General features: G+C 49.4%; 14 protein-coding genes. 10 read left to right on the top strand and 4 right to left on the bottom strand.

What is annotated here, in order from left to right; translation table 11 throughout:
- The first annotated feature begins 59 nt into the window (after positions 1–59).
- The 9 genes from dnaB to RW114_RS01940 all read left to right on the top strand — a co-directional run bounded on the left by dnaB (position 60) and on the right by RW114_RS01940 (position 7,948).
- Complete coding sequence (dnaB, locus tag RW114_RS01980; RefSeq protein WP_340121045.1) at positions 60–1,454, top strand: replicative DNA helicase; 1,395 nt, start codon at positions 60–62, stop codon at positions 1,452–1,454.
- The gene (gene alr, locus RW114_RS01975) at positions 1,451–2,545 is read left to right on the top strand and encodes an alanine racemase (protein WP_340121044.1); all 1,095 of its coding nucleotides are present in this window, start codon (positions 1,451–1,453) and stop codon (positions 2,543–2,545) included. The genes dnaB and alr overlap by 4 nt, the downstream gene beginning before the upstream one ends.
- A gap of 292 nt (positions 2,546–2,837) precedes the next feature.
- Positions 2,838–3,230, top strand: a complete 393-nt coding sequence (locus RW114_RS01970; RefSeq protein WP_340121043.1) for a hypothetical protein — start codon at positions 2,838–2,840, stop codon at positions 3,228–3,230.
- Positions 3,231–3,475: 245 nt separating this feature from the next.
- Complete coding sequence (locus tag RW114_RS01965; protein WP_340121042.1) at positions 3,476–4,924, top strand: flagellin N-terminal helical domain-containing protein; 1,449 nt, start codon at positions 3,476–3,478, stop codon at positions 4,922–4,924.
- A 65-nt stretch (positions 4,925–4,989) separates the two neighbouring features.
- On the top strand, positions 4,990–5,361 hold the full coding sequence (locus RW114_RS01960; protein WP_340121041.1) for a flagellar protein FlaG: 372 nt from the start codon (positions 4,990–4,992) through the stop codon (positions 5,359–5,361).
- 39 nt (positions 5,362–5,400) lie between these two features.
- Positions 5,401–6,762: a flagellar filament capping protein FliD gene (gene fliD, locus RW114_RS01955; protein WP_340121040.1), complete on the top strand. Its 1,362-nt coding sequence runs from the start codon at positions 5,401–5,403 to the stop codon at positions 6,760–6,762.
- Positions 6,763–6,816: 54 nt separating this feature from the next.
- On the top strand, positions 6,817–7,122 hold the full coding sequence (locus tag RW114_RS01950) for a flagellar protein FliT (RefSeq protein ID WP_340121039.1): 306 nt from the start codon (positions 6,817–6,819) through the stop codon (positions 7,120–7,122).
- A 218-nt stretch (positions 7,123–7,340) separates the two neighbouring features.
- Complete coding sequence (gene fliS, locus RW114_RS01945; RefSeq protein WP_340121038.1) at positions 7,341–7,733, top strand: flagellar export chaperone FliS; 393 nt, start codon at positions 7,341–7,343, stop codon at positions 7,731–7,733.
- A gap of 14 nt (positions 7,734–7,747) precedes the next feature.
- Positions 7,748–7,948: a YjfB family protein gene (locus tag RW114_RS01940; protein ID WP_340121037.1), complete on the top strand. Its 201-nt coding sequence runs from the start codon at positions 7,748–7,750 to the stop codon at positions 7,946–7,948.
- Between the two features lie 79 nt (positions 7,949–8,027).
- On the opposite strand, the gene RW114_RS01935 is transcribed toward RW114_RS01940, so the two are convergent.
- From RW114_RS01935 to RW114_RS01920, 4 genes are all read right to left on the bottom strand, one after another.
- Positions 8,028–9,515, bottom strand: a complete 1,488-nt coding sequence (locus RW114_RS01935; RefSeq protein ID WP_340121036.1) for a hypothetical protein — start codon at positions 9,513–9,515, stop codon at positions 8,028–8,030.
- A 232-nt stretch (positions 9,516–9,747) separates the two neighbouring features.
- Positions 9,748–10,962 carry an ATP-grasp domain-containing protein gene (locus RW114_RS01930; RefSeq protein WP_340121035.1) on the bottom strand — a complete coding sequence of 405 codons (1,215 nt, stop codon included), beginning with the start codon at positions 10,960–10,962 and terminating at the stop codon, positions 9,748–9,750.
- A 61-nt stretch (positions 10,963–11,023) separates the two neighbouring features.
- A complete protein-coding gene (locus RW114_RS01925) occupies positions 11,024–12,472 on the bottom strand; it encodes a pyridoxal phosphate-dependent decarboxylase family protein (RefSeq protein ID WP_340121034.1) in 1,449 nt (482 codons plus the stop codon).
- A gap of 67 nt (positions 12,473–12,539) precedes the next feature.
- Entirely contained in the window at positions 12,540–13,331 is a 792-nt protein-coding gene (locus tag RW114_RS01920) for a cytochrome C assembly family protein (protein WP_340121033.1), read from the bottom strand.
- Between the two features lie 238 nt (positions 13,332–13,569).
- Between RW114_RS01920 and ffh the strand changes: the two genes are divergently transcribed.
- Positions 13,570–14,931, top strand: coding sequence for a signal recognition particle protein (gene ffh, locus RW114_RS01915; protein ID WP_340121032.1), 1,362 nt, complete (start codon positions 13,570–13,572; stop codon positions 14,929–14,931).
- The last annotated feature ends 233 nt before the right edge of the window (positions 14,932–15,164 follow it).

The following is a 15,164-nucleotide window of genomic DNA, read 5'->3' as shown; positions in this document are numbered from 1 at the left end:
AATAACTTGCGGACTTTTTTTAAACTTTTTTATGATTAATGTCTTTATCGCTATGAACCATGTCTGAAAATTATTCGTTTGATCGTGATTATTCACTGGATTCTTTAAAAGTCCCGCCCAACTCCATTCAGGCCGAACAATCAGTTTTGGGCGGATTAATGTTGGATAATCAAACTTGGGATTCGGTGTCGGACAAGGTGGTAGAAGGCGATTTTTATCGCCGGGATCACCGTTTGATTTTTAAGACCATTGAGCAATTAGCCGAAAAACAGATTCCTTTTGATGTGATAACCATATCGGAATCACTGGAAGCTATAGGTGAATTGGAAAATTCCGGTGGGTTGTCCTATTTAGGCATGCTGGCAAAAGATACACCCAGCGCCGCGAATATAGTCACTTACGCCAATATCGTTAGAGATAGATCGGTACTTCGGCAGTTGATCCATGTCGGTACCGAGATTTCAGATTCGGCGTTTAATACCGAAGGCCGCGAGACTGCAGATCTGCTTGAAAATGCCGAGCGTCAGGTATTTAAGATCGCGGAACAAAGGCAACGGGGGCAGGGCGGATTTTCCACCATTAAATCGCTGTTGGCGCACGCCGTCGATAAAATTGAAACACTGTTTGAACAGGAGGGCTCCATCACCGGAGCGGCTACCGGTTTTACCGATTTTGATGAATTGACCTCCGGCCTGCAACCAGCCGATTTGATTATTGTGGCGGGACGGCCGTCGATGGGTAAAACGACTATAGCCATGAATATGGCCGAAAATATCGCGATTAAAGGCGACAAGCCGGTTGCGGTATTCAGTATGGAAATGCCGGGAGATTCGCTGGCGATGCGGATGATGTCCTCATTAGGTCGTATTGACCAGCATAAAATCAGAACCGGCAAGCTGGAGGATGATGAGTGGCCGCGCTTGACCTCGGCCATTAACATACTTGCTGAAACCAAGTTATTCATCGACGATACTCCGGCATTAACGCCGACCGAAGTGCGTTCAAGAGCTAGGCGTTTAGCGCGTGAGCACGGGCAGCTTGGTTTGATTGTATTGGATTATTTGCAGCTGATGCAATCGCCGTCCAGCGGTGAAAACCGGGTGCAGCAGATTTCGGATATTTCCAGAGGCTTAAAGGCGCTGGCCAAGGAATTGAATGTCCCCGTGGTGGCCTTGTCCCAGCTTAACCGTAATCTGGAGCAACGCCCCAATAAACGGCCGATGATGTCAGATCTGCGTGAGTCCGGCGCTATCGAGCAGGATGCCGATTTGATCGTGTTCGTGTATCGGGACGAAGTCTATAACGAAGACAGCCCCGATAAAGGTATCGCCGAGATCATTATCGGCAAACAGCGTAACGGCCCGCTGGGAACCGTCAGGCTGACCTTTTTGGGGCAATATACCCGTTTTGAAAATTTCGCAGGAACCTATTATGGCCGTGGGGACGACGAATGACCCCGGCAGTTGTAGCCGTACTCAATCTGGATGCCGCACGGCATAATCTATCCAAAGTACGCAGCTGTGCGTCGGTCGCCAAAGTCATGGCGGTCATCAAGGCCAATGGTTATGGACATGGTTTATTGCGTATGGCCGAGGCCTTGCAGCAGGCCGATGCCTTTGCCGTAGCCCGAGTTGAAGAAGGTGTTTTATTGCGCAAGGCGGGATTCAGCCACAGGATTGCCGTTTTAGACGGATTTACCTGCATCGAAGAATTAGACGAGTTGCTGCATTATCAATTGGACGCCGTAGTGCATTCCTTCTGCCAGTTGGACATATTAGAGGCCCAAACACGATCAGGAACTTGTGCCATCTGGCTCAAACTCGATACCGGCATGAACCGCTTAGGGTTCAAGGCAAGGGAATTCGGTGCAGTCTATCAGCGCTTAAGTCAGTGCGCGTTAGTAAAACAGCCGATTAATCTGATGACGCATTTTGCCAATGCCGATGATGTCAATGATGATATAACGCTAAAACAAATCCATCTTTTCAATGAAACAGTTGCAGGATCCTCCGGTGAACGTAGTTTAGCAAACTCGGCCGGCATATTGGCTTGGACGCATTCCTTAAGTGATTGGGTGCGCCCCGGCATTATGCTGTACGGCATATCACCCTTTCCCGATTCTACAGGACAGCAACTGGGATTAAGGCCGGTAATGACACTCAAGTCACGAGTGATTGCAGTCAAGCAAATCGAAGCGGGCGATTCGGTCGGTTACGGCGGAGGTTGGGTCTGTGAAAAACCGACGACGCTGGGCGTGGTGGCGATAGGTTATGGCGACGGCTATCCGCGTCATGCCAAGGTCGGAACGCCGGTGTTGGTTAATGGACAGCGTATTCCTCTTATTGGTAGAGTTTCGATGGACATGCTGACTGTTGATCTGGGGGCTGGAGCCGATGCCAAGCCAGGTGATTCGGTAACCTTGTGGGGCGAAGACTTACCTGTTGAAGAAATTGCGCTATGGGCCGATACCATACCCTATGCTCTGGTGTGCGGCGTTACCCAACGGGTGCAGCTGGTTGAAAAGTTACTTGAGAACTCCTGTTAATCCCTATACACATGTTGCAAGCGTTGTTCTTGGCGATTACTTTGTATTGTGAGTTGCAACTGATCCATCCAGTCTTGAGTATGCTTGCGAATTACGGAATTAAGCGGGATGGGGTTTGCAACCCCGTTCGTAACGTTTGGTGTTTTCCGTAGTCAGTTGAAACGTTTCGGACGGGGCAACATGCCCCGTCCGGCTGGGGGAGCTTTTTTCAGCAGCGTTATAAATGTAACAGACGGGTTGTAGGCCTCGCCCTGCATCAAAAATCTAACTTAAGTTTATAGGAGATAAAACAATGACCAGCCAAGCAAATCAAATGCTGCTCGAAGCGGTAGCGACACAAATTCAGCAGGCTTTGTTGCTGGCAGGGCAAGGCAATCTAATTGAATCAGAAGCGCTGTATCATCAAGTGCTGCAACAAAAACCGGAGCATCCACAGGCCTTATACGGCTTGGCGCAACTTGCCGGTGCAATTGATGATCATGAGGTTAAGGAAATCCTGTTAAGGCAGGCGATTGATCAACTTGTTGACAGAACAAGTCCCTGTCAAAAAACCCTGGCGGCGGCATGGCTAACAGAGCTTGCCGACGTATTATTTAAGCTCAATCGTCCGGCAGATGGGATGGATTGTATCAAACAGTGTGAAGGTTTAATCGGCGAAAATCTTAAAGCGCCACCGGAGCTTTAAAGTCACAAGCTGGACGGGGTTTGCAACCCCATTCGTCGTAGTCAGTTGAAACGTTTCGGACGGGGCAACATGTCCCATCTTGCTATAAGTTGGAACAGCGCCAACCCAAGCTACGCAAAATAATATTAAAGGTTCAAAAACATCGGTCGATAACGAAAATAGGTGGAGTGCTTATCATGACGATAAGAAGTCCAATCTTTCATAGCCCGGTTAAATATCTAGCTGGTCAAATTAGGAGAGTTATCATGTCACTAAACGTTAATACCAATTTGTCATCCATGAGCGCTCAGCGTTTCTTGAGTAATAATCAGGGTTCGCTGACTTCTGCAATGCAGCGGCTGTCTTCCGGTTTGCGTATCAACAGCGCCAAGGACGATGCGGCCGGACTTGCCATTAGCGAACGCTTTACCTCACAAATCCGCGGTAATGATCAGGCGGCTCGCAACGCCAATGACGGTATCTCTTTAGCGCAAACGGCTGAAGGCGATCTGGGGCAAATTACCACCAATCTTCAGCGTATCCGTGAACTGGCCGTGCAATCAGCAAATGCCAGCAACAGCGCCAGTGACCGCGCCACAATACAAGCTGAATCGAAATCACTGGTTGATGAAATCGATCGTGTGGCGGCCAATTCTTCGTTCAACGGCATCAAGCTGCTGGATGGTAATTTCACCAGCCAGGCCTTTCAGGTCGGCGCCAATAACACGGCAAATGACAGCATTACGATCAACTCGATCGCCAGTTCGCGCACAGTCGATTTGGGTGAGTCATTTCTGGCGTCCAAAACATCGGCCGCTACGCTGTCAGCTCTCGGTGCCGGCGATCTGACGCTTCAGGTTGGTACCTCCACATTCTCCGTAGGCGCAGCAGTCAACGGAACTAACGGCAATACCAGTAACAGCGCAAAGCAGATCGCCGCCGCCATCAATGCAGTTTCCTCTGGCGTTACCGCAACAGCAAATTCCAATGTCGTTACCGGCGCCGTAGTGGCAACGGTCGTCGGTGTAGGTGGCACTGTCGATATCAATGGCGCCACGATCAATTTTGCAAGTGGCTCTATGACCGGTACTGCTGCGACTGACGGTGCCTACATGGCTGGCCAAATCACAGCCTCTTCCGCAGTCACGGGCGTGACTGCGGCGTACGATTCTGCAACCAATAAAATCACGATGACGGCGACCGATGGCCGCAACATTGATGTCAATACCTACACGGGTGCCGGATTCGATGCTACGGATACCGGTTTTGCTGTAGCAACAGGTGCAGCGGCAAACAGGACAACCTTTTCATTGTCCAGCAGCAACAGCTTCACAATTGCCGGTACGACGCCAACCAACGCCGGCCTGACAGCAACAACAGTAACCGCTGCTGCTACCGGTACTTCAGTATCCAACATCGATCTCAGCTCGGTTGCTGGTGCTAAAACCGCACTCGACTCTATCGATTCAGCGCTGAAATCAGTCAATAACTCGCGTGCTGATCTCGGTGCCTACCAAAACCGGTTCCAGTCCACAATAACCAGTTTGCAAACGACTACCGAAAATCTGACCGCTTCCCGTAGTCGGATTCTGGATGCCGACTTTGCCAAAGAATCGGCTAATCTGTCACGGGCGCAAGTCCTGCAGCAGGCGGGTACTGCGATGCTGGCTCAGGCCAATCAATCAGCGCAAGGTGTATTGAGTCTTTTGAGATAAAATAAGCAGCAGAGATGATACCCGGCACTGCCGGGTATTCGTCTTTCTGCCAAGAGGTGGCCAAAATGGATATAAATGTTAATACGTTACCATATCAGTCGACTGTCATCACGCCGAAGCTGGATAACAATAAGAAACCGGTTGATTCATTAGAGTCCACAGGAGCTTCCAGTGTTGCTCAAGCAAAAAAACCGGAGTATTCGGAAGGCGAGCTTCAACAGGCAGTCAGCAAGTTAAATGACTTTGTGCAAACTACACAGAAAAGTTTGCAGTTTAGTGTTGATAAGGAAAGCGGCGCCATGATTACTAAAGTTATCGATTCTGAAACTGACAAGGTTATTTGGCAAATGCCCACTGAAGACGCTATCAAGCTGGCTCACAGTCTGACGACACTGATCAATGATGGGGCAGTGAGTATCTTCAGCTCAAAAGCTTAGTGACACTATGCTTGATAGTTTAATTAAAGGAGACAAGCTATGTCTGCAATTACATCTACAGGGGTGGGTTCGGGCCTTGATATAGAAAGCCTGGTAACCAAACTGGTTGCCTCGGAAGGACAAGCGCCGACTGCGCGGCTGAAAACTAAAGGGACTAAATTACAAGCTAATTTATCGGCTTTGGGTCAACTTAAAAGTGCTTTAGCCAATTTTCAGGCCAGTGTGCAGGGTTTGACCAATGCATCCGTATTCCAGGCTCGCACTGCCACATCCAGCAATACTACTTCATTTACTGTTTCTGCAACCCCTTCTGCCGCTCCCACTAATCTGTCTATTACCGTAAATTCATTGGCGCAGTCAGCAATAAGTCGCTCTGTTGATTTCAGTAGTGACACGGCATTGGTGGGAGCGGGTACGCTGGCCATAAATTTGGGCGCAAGCAGCTTTAACATTGCCACTGACGGCACTACTACGCTGGCGGGTGTTCGTGATGCAATCAATCAAGCGACGGGTAACCCCGGCATTCAAGCAACTATCATCAAGGTTGATTCGGGTTCTCAATTAGTGCTGAGTTCAAATGTGCTGGGCGCCGCAAATACTATAGGCATTGTCGCAACAGACACTGATCCGCTTGATGGCGGTGATTTAACCCGGTTTGCAACAACCAATCTGGTATCTGTTCAGGCGGCTCAGGATGCAAGTATTTCTGTCGCCGGGCAACTGGCAACAAGGTCTAGTAATAGTATTTCCGATGTTATTCCCGGCGTGACCCTTTCCCTGATTAAAGCTGATCCAGTCGGAGGAAACTTGATGGTTGCGTTGGATAAAAATCCTGCACAGTCAAAAATTAATGACTTTATTACCGCCTATAATGCGTTGACCAGCACGATGAGTGCTTTGACCAGTTATAACCCTCAAACCAAAATAGCGGGTCCATTATTGGGTGACTCAACGTTGAGAAGTGTGCAAAATCAGATTAGTCAGGCCTTATCAAATCCAATGCAAGGTGGTGTGGCAGGTTTTTCAACGTTAGCAGATATCGGTATTACCCGAAGTAAGGACGGCGTACTTGGGCTTGATGCCATCAAATTTAATAACGCTATAACTTTGGATTTTACTGCGGTTTCGACTTTATTTACCTCTAGTAATGGATTGGCTGCGAATTTGGATACTGTTTTAACCAATTCCCTGTCTTCTACTAGCTCAATATCGACTCGTGTGGCTGGGACTAATAAGGCAATCGGGAATCTTGCTAAGGAACAGGATAAGCTCAATGTTAAGCTTGCAGCAATAGAAGCCCGTTATCGCAAGCAATTTAATGCAATGGATAGCTTAATGGGAAAGATGCAGGCCACAGGATCTTATCTTAATCAGCAGTTTTTTACTGTGGCAAAAAATTAGCCATGGCGATGTCACTGATGTTAACCGTTTTATAAGTTGTTTTGAGTTTTTAGTATGAAAGACAAGGCGCAAAATATTCAACAGTTAATATTACTTAGTCGGATGATGCTGGAAAAAGCCCGCGAAGAATCCTGGGAGGAAGTCTTTGTTCTGGAAGCGGAGCGGAGTGAGTTGATCGAGCTATTTTTTTCAGAGCCGGTTCAGCAGGAAAATGCGGAGGCGGTTGGAATCGGGATTCAAGCGATAATAGCGATAGATCGCGATACTATGGCATTAGGAAGTTTAGCAAGGCTTGATCTTGCGCAAGCTTTGCACCAGATGGAGCAGGGGAAAAAGGCGGTTAAGGCCTATACTGCATGAGCGCTAATATTGCCAGGCAGGACGGGGTTTGCAACCCCGTTCCTAACGTTTAGTGTTTTCCATAGCCAGTTGAATCGTTTCGGACAGGGCAACATGCCCCGTCCGGCTGTTCGATTATATTTTTGTAAAAAAGGTAAAGTTTTTGTTAAAACTGTCGCTACAATTAGCAGGTGTTCCATGCAGTGGAACGCAATGTAACGATAAATGAGGATAGACAAATGAACGCAACATCAGCCATCAAACAATATCAGCAAGTGAGTGTTAACAGTTCTGTGATGGGTGCCTCGCCTCATCGTCTTGTACAAATGCTGATGGAAGGCGCTTTGGAGCGGATTGCACTGGCAAAAGCAAGCATGGCACGTAATGAAATTGCGACGAAAGGCCACAATATTGGTGTCGCCATTAATATTGTCGGTGGGCTGCAAGGATCTTTAAATTACGAGGCGGGCGGCGAGATCGCGGGAAATTTGAATAATCTTTATGACTATATGGTTCGTCGCCTGCTTGCCGCAAATAGCCAGAATGATGAAAGTATTTTGGATGAGGTTTCCGGCTTGATGGTAGAAATTAAAATGGGCTGGGATGCAATGCCTGATGCCTATAAGCACTAGATTTGGAGGTTTTTATGATCAATTCAGTGGGTGGTTCAGGTGTACCAGTATTGATTGCTACTGCTATGAAAGAGGCGGCAGTCGCGCAAGATGTGGAGATTGCTGTGCTTAAGAAAAGTCAGGAGATTGACAAGACTAACGGGGAGTCGGCTTTAAAGCTAATAGTCTCGGCTCCCAGCGCAACGAGCGCTGGGAGCATTGATTTTCATGTTTAAGTCTATTGTAGGAGTGGCTTTAGCCACTCCTGGCTGATGTAATCTATGCTATCCACACAAGTTTAGAAGCCTATTTGGTTTAACCGATTGATCGGATTAACATCGCCGTCTTGTCTAAAGCCGTCAGCGCATCTTTAATTATTGTATTCCCCTTATCATCGCACGCTGTTGCTTCGATAAGCAGCCGCGAGCTGAGGCATAAACGCAAGGCGCTTACCGCTATGCCGTTACGCAAACCGCAGGCGACGGGTTGGCCGAGTTGGCAGCGTATTGCGGCAATATCGCTGTTGGGATGGCCCATCTCTGCCGGCAGTCGTTGATAGACATTCAACGTTTCTTCGCGGTTTAACGGTGTCTGTCCGGCAGACTGGGGGGCATAAAGCAGAAAAGGGAAGATGGTTTGGAGATGATCCCAGCTATTTGCCTCTATTAACGGGTGGCGGTCGAGTTGAGGCACAGGTAAGGGTTCGAAGTGCGGGTCGGATAGCAGGCGTTGCTGGATTGCTTCTGTGAAGGCTTTGATAAAGTCTATGGCGGCGGTTTGCGGCACGGCGCGAAATCTGCGCAATTCTTCCAGGGCAACTTCACAGCGCAGCAGCAGTCCAAAATTGGCGGCATGATCCAGATGCTCGGCCTCAGTCCAGTCGGTCGGCCAATGGGCTCTGGATGAGCAAGGCAATAAGCTGGATGGAAATTTGCGTTTTTGGAGGCGCTCCGCTACCTCTGAAAGCATCAGTAATACGGCTGAGAAAGACGGGGCGGTAAGGAATTTCGATCCGGTCAGCGCTATCATAAAGCCCTGATCCAAATAGGCGTGCAACGTCGGTATCGCGATGCGGAACTGGCAGGCATCGACCAGTACCTCAATGTTATCGGGATAGCGACGGTGTAGCGCTATGACGCAGGCCGGACTCGGTGCGATCAATCCGGTTTCGGATTGATCGATAAGAATCAACAACACTCGCCGATTTGAGGTGACTGCTTTATTGACCAGAGCCTCCACTTCGGCATCGATTTGGGCTGACGGTCTGGGTGTGCCATCGTCCAGGCGAATGGGTATTTGTGCAACTTCGACGTTATTATTTCCGCTGATGGTATTTTCGTTTAAGGCTGAGGCCACTCCGCTTCCGGTTTCATTGGCTTCGACCATGATTATCAGTGCCGGCGTGGATACTTCATTACCCATATATCGGGCGGTAATGGCATGGATGTCGGTACCCGATGGGGCGAATACAAGCTCTAGCCCGGTGAGGTCGGATAGTTCGCATAACTGCAGCCACTCCAGGCGAATCCGCTGCATTTCTAGAGCATAGACGGCTGAGTGCGACGCTGTGCCGACTGCTGTCAGCAATTTCTGGCGCAGCCGGTTTGCGACGGAGAATCCTTCCGTGGAAATGACTGAGGCCGTAGAGGAGCCGAGTGCCAGTAGTTGGGGGTCGGGAAACGGCTGACAGCCGTATTTGTTCTGCCCACTGAGTGGATCGACTGCGAGGCGGGCATCGCCGCCTGCAATCAGGAGCTGTTCGGTGGATGGCAGGCCGTCTGTTGTTTGGGGTGGGTTTTGCACAATATTTAAGGGTATGTCATCGTTCCTGAGCCGGACGGGGCATGTTATGTTGCCCCGTCCGAAACACTTTGAGATGGTTATAGGTAACTGTTTTGCTCAGACATCGCAAAAACGTTAGGAACGGGGTTGCAAACCCCGTCCCGCATAGCAAGCAAAGTTTGCACTCCCGGTGTAATGTGTTTATTGCTTTTTCTAAGCGCAATGCAGCTACTTAACGATGAGATGGACATATTTAAAGTACACCGCGTTGCATTGCGCCCAGCAGCATCCGGCGAAAGGCGCTGAATATTTTGTTCATCTGCGGTTGTTTGTAGGGAAAGACCTCGACCGGATCGATGGCATGAACAATCATGCAGCTGTCAATCTCGAAAATCAGCAATTTGCCGTCAGCGGTCTCGCCGCAATCAATACCCAGATAGTCCAGTCCAACCCGTTCGTTGATGGTGCGGAAGGCATCGGCGTGTTTGCAGGCAAAGGTGCTGTCGAAGTCGATCATAAAACGCGCTTCTTCGGCGCGTTTGTCGCTGCTTTCGGCCATGCCTGCATTCAGGTAATGGATCATCCAGTGTTCGGATATGCCGGCATGGCAAACAAAGGGTTTGCCATCAATCAGGACGATGCGATATTTACGGAACAATCCATCCAGTCCGCGATAGTCGATAAAACGAGATACATAAAACTCGCTATTGGACATGTTTTGCAGATAGTTAACCAGCGCCCCCAAATCTTCTATTTTGTCCAAGTCTTTCCCCGCGTGGGAATCGACGGGACGGATAATGATCGGGAATTTGCCGTCTGCAAGAATATCGGTAAGCGACAGCCGTTCATTGGTAACTTGTTCCAGAGCTTGCCGGGCTATGCGCACCGTGATCGGCATAGCCACGCCCGGAGCGGATTTTAGCAATGCGCAAGCCTCATTACGCGACATTAACGCAATACGATCCGGCCGGTTCAGCACCGGGCGCGGCCATGAGGCTATAGCCGCGTCGATCTGTTTTAACAGCGGCATATTCTGATCGGATTGGGCGATGGCGACGAACAGTATGTCGTGATCCGGGAGATGATCCGGTAAAGGCAAGTCCTTGGTCACATAGACTATATCGAGCGCAACATCGGAGTCTTCCAGCAGGAATTCCAATGGTGTGTTCGCCATTAAATCGCCCGCCCCCATGATCACAAGCAGCCGGATATTAACTGATCCTGTGGCTGTGGGCGGGGAGTAAATTTGCTGGGTTTCGATGGCTTGGGCTTGCATGGTCAGGGCTAAGTCGCGATTGCCCCGGAGTTGCAAAACCGTGGATAAATCCATCAGGGCATGGCCGCCGGCATCGGTCTCGGCGCGTTCGATTAATTGCGTGCCCAAGGGGGCAAGATCGCAGCCGGAGTAGGTCATCCGCATCAGCTTTGCCAGGCCGATCAGCGGTTCGGTATGTTCATTGGTGTGCATCAGTTTTTCCTAAAATTGGGCATTTTTTATCGCCAGGGATGGTGTGTATGCAGCAAGCCTGTCAGGAACAGGCGCAGCGAGCGGCACAACGACCCAGTGCGAGCGTGGCATCTATCAACGCATCAATGTCGCTTGTGGTGGTGCGATGATTGACGATGGCGGCTCGAATGGCTAACTGTCCGTTGATGGTTGTCGTTGACGGTGCGGCAATGCCTGATTCCTGCAATGCGACCACAAGGTCTGCATTGACCCGGTTGGCATCGGTGCTGCGATAGCGGAAGCAGACGATATTCAATGCAACGGGCGCGAGCAGTTCCAACTGTGGTTCGGCTTCGATGCGCCGCTTCAGGTGCTGAGCCAGTGCGCAGGTGTTTGAAATAACCTGGCCTAATTTTTCTGCGCCATACACTTTTATTGTGAACCATGCTTTGAGCGCCCTGAAACCGCGAGAGAGGTCCGGGCCGAAGTCGCACGGCCATGGCGAACCGGCCGCCATGCCGCGGGATTCCCGTTTCAGGTAAGCGGCGGGCGAGGCGAATGCGCTGTGATGCAGCTTGCCGTCCCGCACTAATATGAATCCTGCATCATAAGGAACTTGTCCCCATTTATGAAAATCAAAGGCAATGGAATCGGCGCGCTCGATGCCTTGCAGGCGCGGTGCAATATCAGGCGCCAGCATGCCTAGTGCGCCGTAAGCGCCGTCAATGTGGAACCAGATGTTTTCGCGTTGGCAAAGCTCGGCAATAGCCCGAAGATTGTCAATGGCGCCGACATCTACGCTGCCCGCCGTTCCGGCAATGAAAAACGGCGTTAAGCCTGCTTTTTTGTCTTCGGCAATGGCAAGTTCAAGTGCCGCTATATCCATTTGGTGCAGTTCATCGATAGGTATTTTGCGTAACGCGTCGCTACCGAAACCGGCAATATCCATGGCCTGGGTAATGCTGAGATGAGCGCTTGCCGAGGTATAGGCGATCAACTGTTGGTTGTCGGCAGTAATGCCCTTATGGCGCACGTCGGCGCCTAACCGGGCGGTGCGCGCAATCAACACGCCAAGCAGGTTGGCCATCGAGGTTCCGGTCACAAACAGGCCGTTGGCGGTTTTCGGAAAATGAAACAATTCCCGGACCCACTGCACCACTTGTCGTTCGATTTCGATGGGCGCTTGGTCGCGTCCTCCTAGATTGGCATTAAGCCCGGCTGCCAGCATTTCCGCGAGCATGCCGACCGGGGTTCCTCCGCCATGAACCCAGCCCATAAAACCGGGATGGACGTTGCCTAAGGCATAGGGGAGCACATCTTTCATGAAGGTGGCATGCGCTTTTCCGAGATCATGTTGTCCGTCGTCCAGGGGTTGCTGAAATGAATGGCGTACTTCCTGGGGCATAGGCTGCCAGACCGGTTGATTGCGCAGATGTTCAAGATAGTCGACCATGTCGTCCAGCATCCGATGGCCTTGTAAGCGAAAGGCATTCCAATCGGACGGATCCAGTGTGTCTTCGGAGGTTTCCATCATGGGTTAGTGAATTGAAATCGGTATGGGGTTTGGTGAGGCAGCAGTAAAAAGTTGTGAGTGACTGTTATCGGTTTAAAATAATTTCCAGCACCAGTTTGCTGCCAAAGTAAGCCAGCAGCAGCAAAATAAAGCCCGTTAAAGTCCAGCGGACTGCCGTTTTTCCTCGCCACCCATAACGCAATCGGCCTATCAAAAGACAAGAAAAAATAATCCAGGCGATAATGGATAAAATGGTCTTGTGTGCTAAATGCTGCGCAAATAAATCTTCAATAAAAATAAAGCCGCTGACCAAGGAAATGGTCAGAAAAAAAAGCCCTGTGCCGAGCATTTGAAACAATAAGGATTCCATGGTTTGCAAGGAAGGCAATGACTGGATAAAGCGTTTGGGCGGATGGCTTTTAAGCTGCTGGTCTTGAATGGCGAGCAAAATAGCTTGCAGGGCGGCAATGTTGAGCAGACTGAAGGCGATGATGGAGGTTAATATATGGACGCTCATTTGCCAGTTGTGGGTGTGCAGAAGACGGGGTTTTTCGGGCAGGTTCAGTTCCAGTGCCAGCATGATGGCTGCAATCGGAAATATAACCAGGCCCAGTTTTTCGACAGGTTTGGTGATTGTTGCTATCAGCAGCAGTAGGGCGACAATCAGAGAAATCAGGGAGGCGGTGCTGATAAAGCTAAAATTAAAGCTGGCGTTCTGCTGAAAGGCGATAGTTGTATATAAGGTGTGCGCGCATACTGCTGTCCATGCCAGATAAAGCGGTGTACGCTTCCGTCTGTTCAGATGGGTATCTCGGGCAATAAGCAGCGTGCTTGCCAGATAAGTGCAAATTGACAGGGTAACGAGTGTGGTGTTCATTAGAGTTGTTTGTATGGTTTTATGATCAAGTGATAACGGTGTGGGCTTATTGCCTGAATGAATGCAGGTAAGCAGTGGTAGCGTCCTCATGATAAGACTGGCGGAATCTACAGGGCGCCACAAATTCCCTTGAGATTAATGCAAAGGCCTCAATGGCTATGTTAATATATCCCGCTAAATAGTCCTAGCGCATTTGCGTTAGTGAGTGGTTTCCTTAAAGATTAATAAAGACACTGATATGTTTGATAATTTAACCGATCGATTAAGTAGCACGCTTAAAAAAATTAAGGGTCAGGGGCGCTTGACTGAGGACAATATCAAGGACACCCTGCGTGAAGTGCGTATGGCTTTGCTTGAGGCTGATGTCGCTTTGCCGGTGGTTACGGATTTTATTGAGCGTATCAAGATAGGTGCATTAGGCCAAGAGGTTCAGTCCAGTCTTTCGCCCGGTCAGTCGCTGATTAAGCTGGTTCAGGCTGAACTGGTTACGGTGATGGGTGAGGCCAACGAAAAGCTGAATCTCAACGCGGTTCCGCCTGCAATTATTTTAATGGCCGGTTTGCAGGGTGCGGGTAAAACCACGACGGTGGCTAAGTTAGGCCGCTGGCTAAAAGAAAATCAAAAGAAAAAAGTCGGTGTGGTCAGTACTGACGTTTATCGGCCGGCGGCTATTAAGCAATTGCAGATGCTGGCAAATGAGATTTCTTTAGACTTTTTTGACAGTGATGTGTCGCAAAAACCGGTAGATATTGCTAAAAATGCGATTGAAGCGGCCAAGAGAAAGTTTCTCGATGTCATTATTATCGATACCGCAGGTCGTCTGCATATTGATGATGAGATGATGGGGGAGATTAAGGAATTGCATGCGGCAATCAATCCTATCGAAACCTTGTTTGTGGTTGATAGCATGACCGGGCAGGATGCCGCGATTACTGCAAAAGCCTTTAATGATGCGTTGCCGTTGACCGGGATTATCTTGACCAAGGCGGATGGCGATGCGCGAGGCGGTGCGGCGTTGTCTATACGTCATATTACCGGCAAGCCGATAAAATTTATCGGGATGGGCGAGAAAACCGATGCTTTGGAACCTTTCTACCCTGATCGTATCGCCTCCCGCATTTTGGGTATGGGCGATGTGCTGGGCTTGATTGAAGAGATTGAGCAGAAAGTTGATAAGGAAAAGGCCGAGAAACTGGTCAAAAAACTGCAAAAGGGCAAGGCTTTTGATCTGGAAGATTTTCGTGAGCAATTGCAGCAAATGCAGAATATGGGCGGAGTCGGTTCCATGCTGGATAAATTGCCGGGCATGAGTAGCATCCCCCAGGAAATGAAAGATAAGGTTAATGACAAGGAATTATCGCGCCAGATTGGGGTGATTAATTCCATGACTATGAAGGAACGGCGTTATCCGGATCTGATTAAAGGCAATCGCAAGAAGCGTATCGCTGAGGGTTGCGGACAGCAGTTATCGGATGTTAATCGTATCTTGAAGCAGTTTATGATGATGCAGAAAATGATGAAGCGTTTTAAAGCAGGCAACATGACAAATATGATGCGGGGCATAAAAAATAATGTGCGCGGCATGGGTATGAGAAGGTAGTTTTGCCCCTCGGTAATCGCTCCTGCATTGCTCTATTGCAGGTCATTCATGGCCTTATGCAGGAGCTACGGCACCAAGGATGGGGTAGAATTAAAAAAATAGGAGCTTTAGGCGACGCATGGATTGGTTGCCGAGGAGCGGAAGCTTTTTGTAGTATTAATGACGGCTTATTCGATGGGCAAAGTAAATGAATTTGACGGATTGTGTGTTGTTCTTTACTTGTATGGAAAATC

The sequence above is a fragment of the Methylobacter svalbardensis genome (assembly GCF_037671525.1).
Lineage (GTDB): Bacteria > Pseudomonadota > Gammaproteobacteria > Methylococcales > Methylomonadaceae > Methylobacter_A > Methylobacter_A svalbardensis.
The sequence above is the reverse complement of the archived record's forward strand: the minus strand, read 5'-3'. Positions and strand labels throughout refer to the sequence as shown.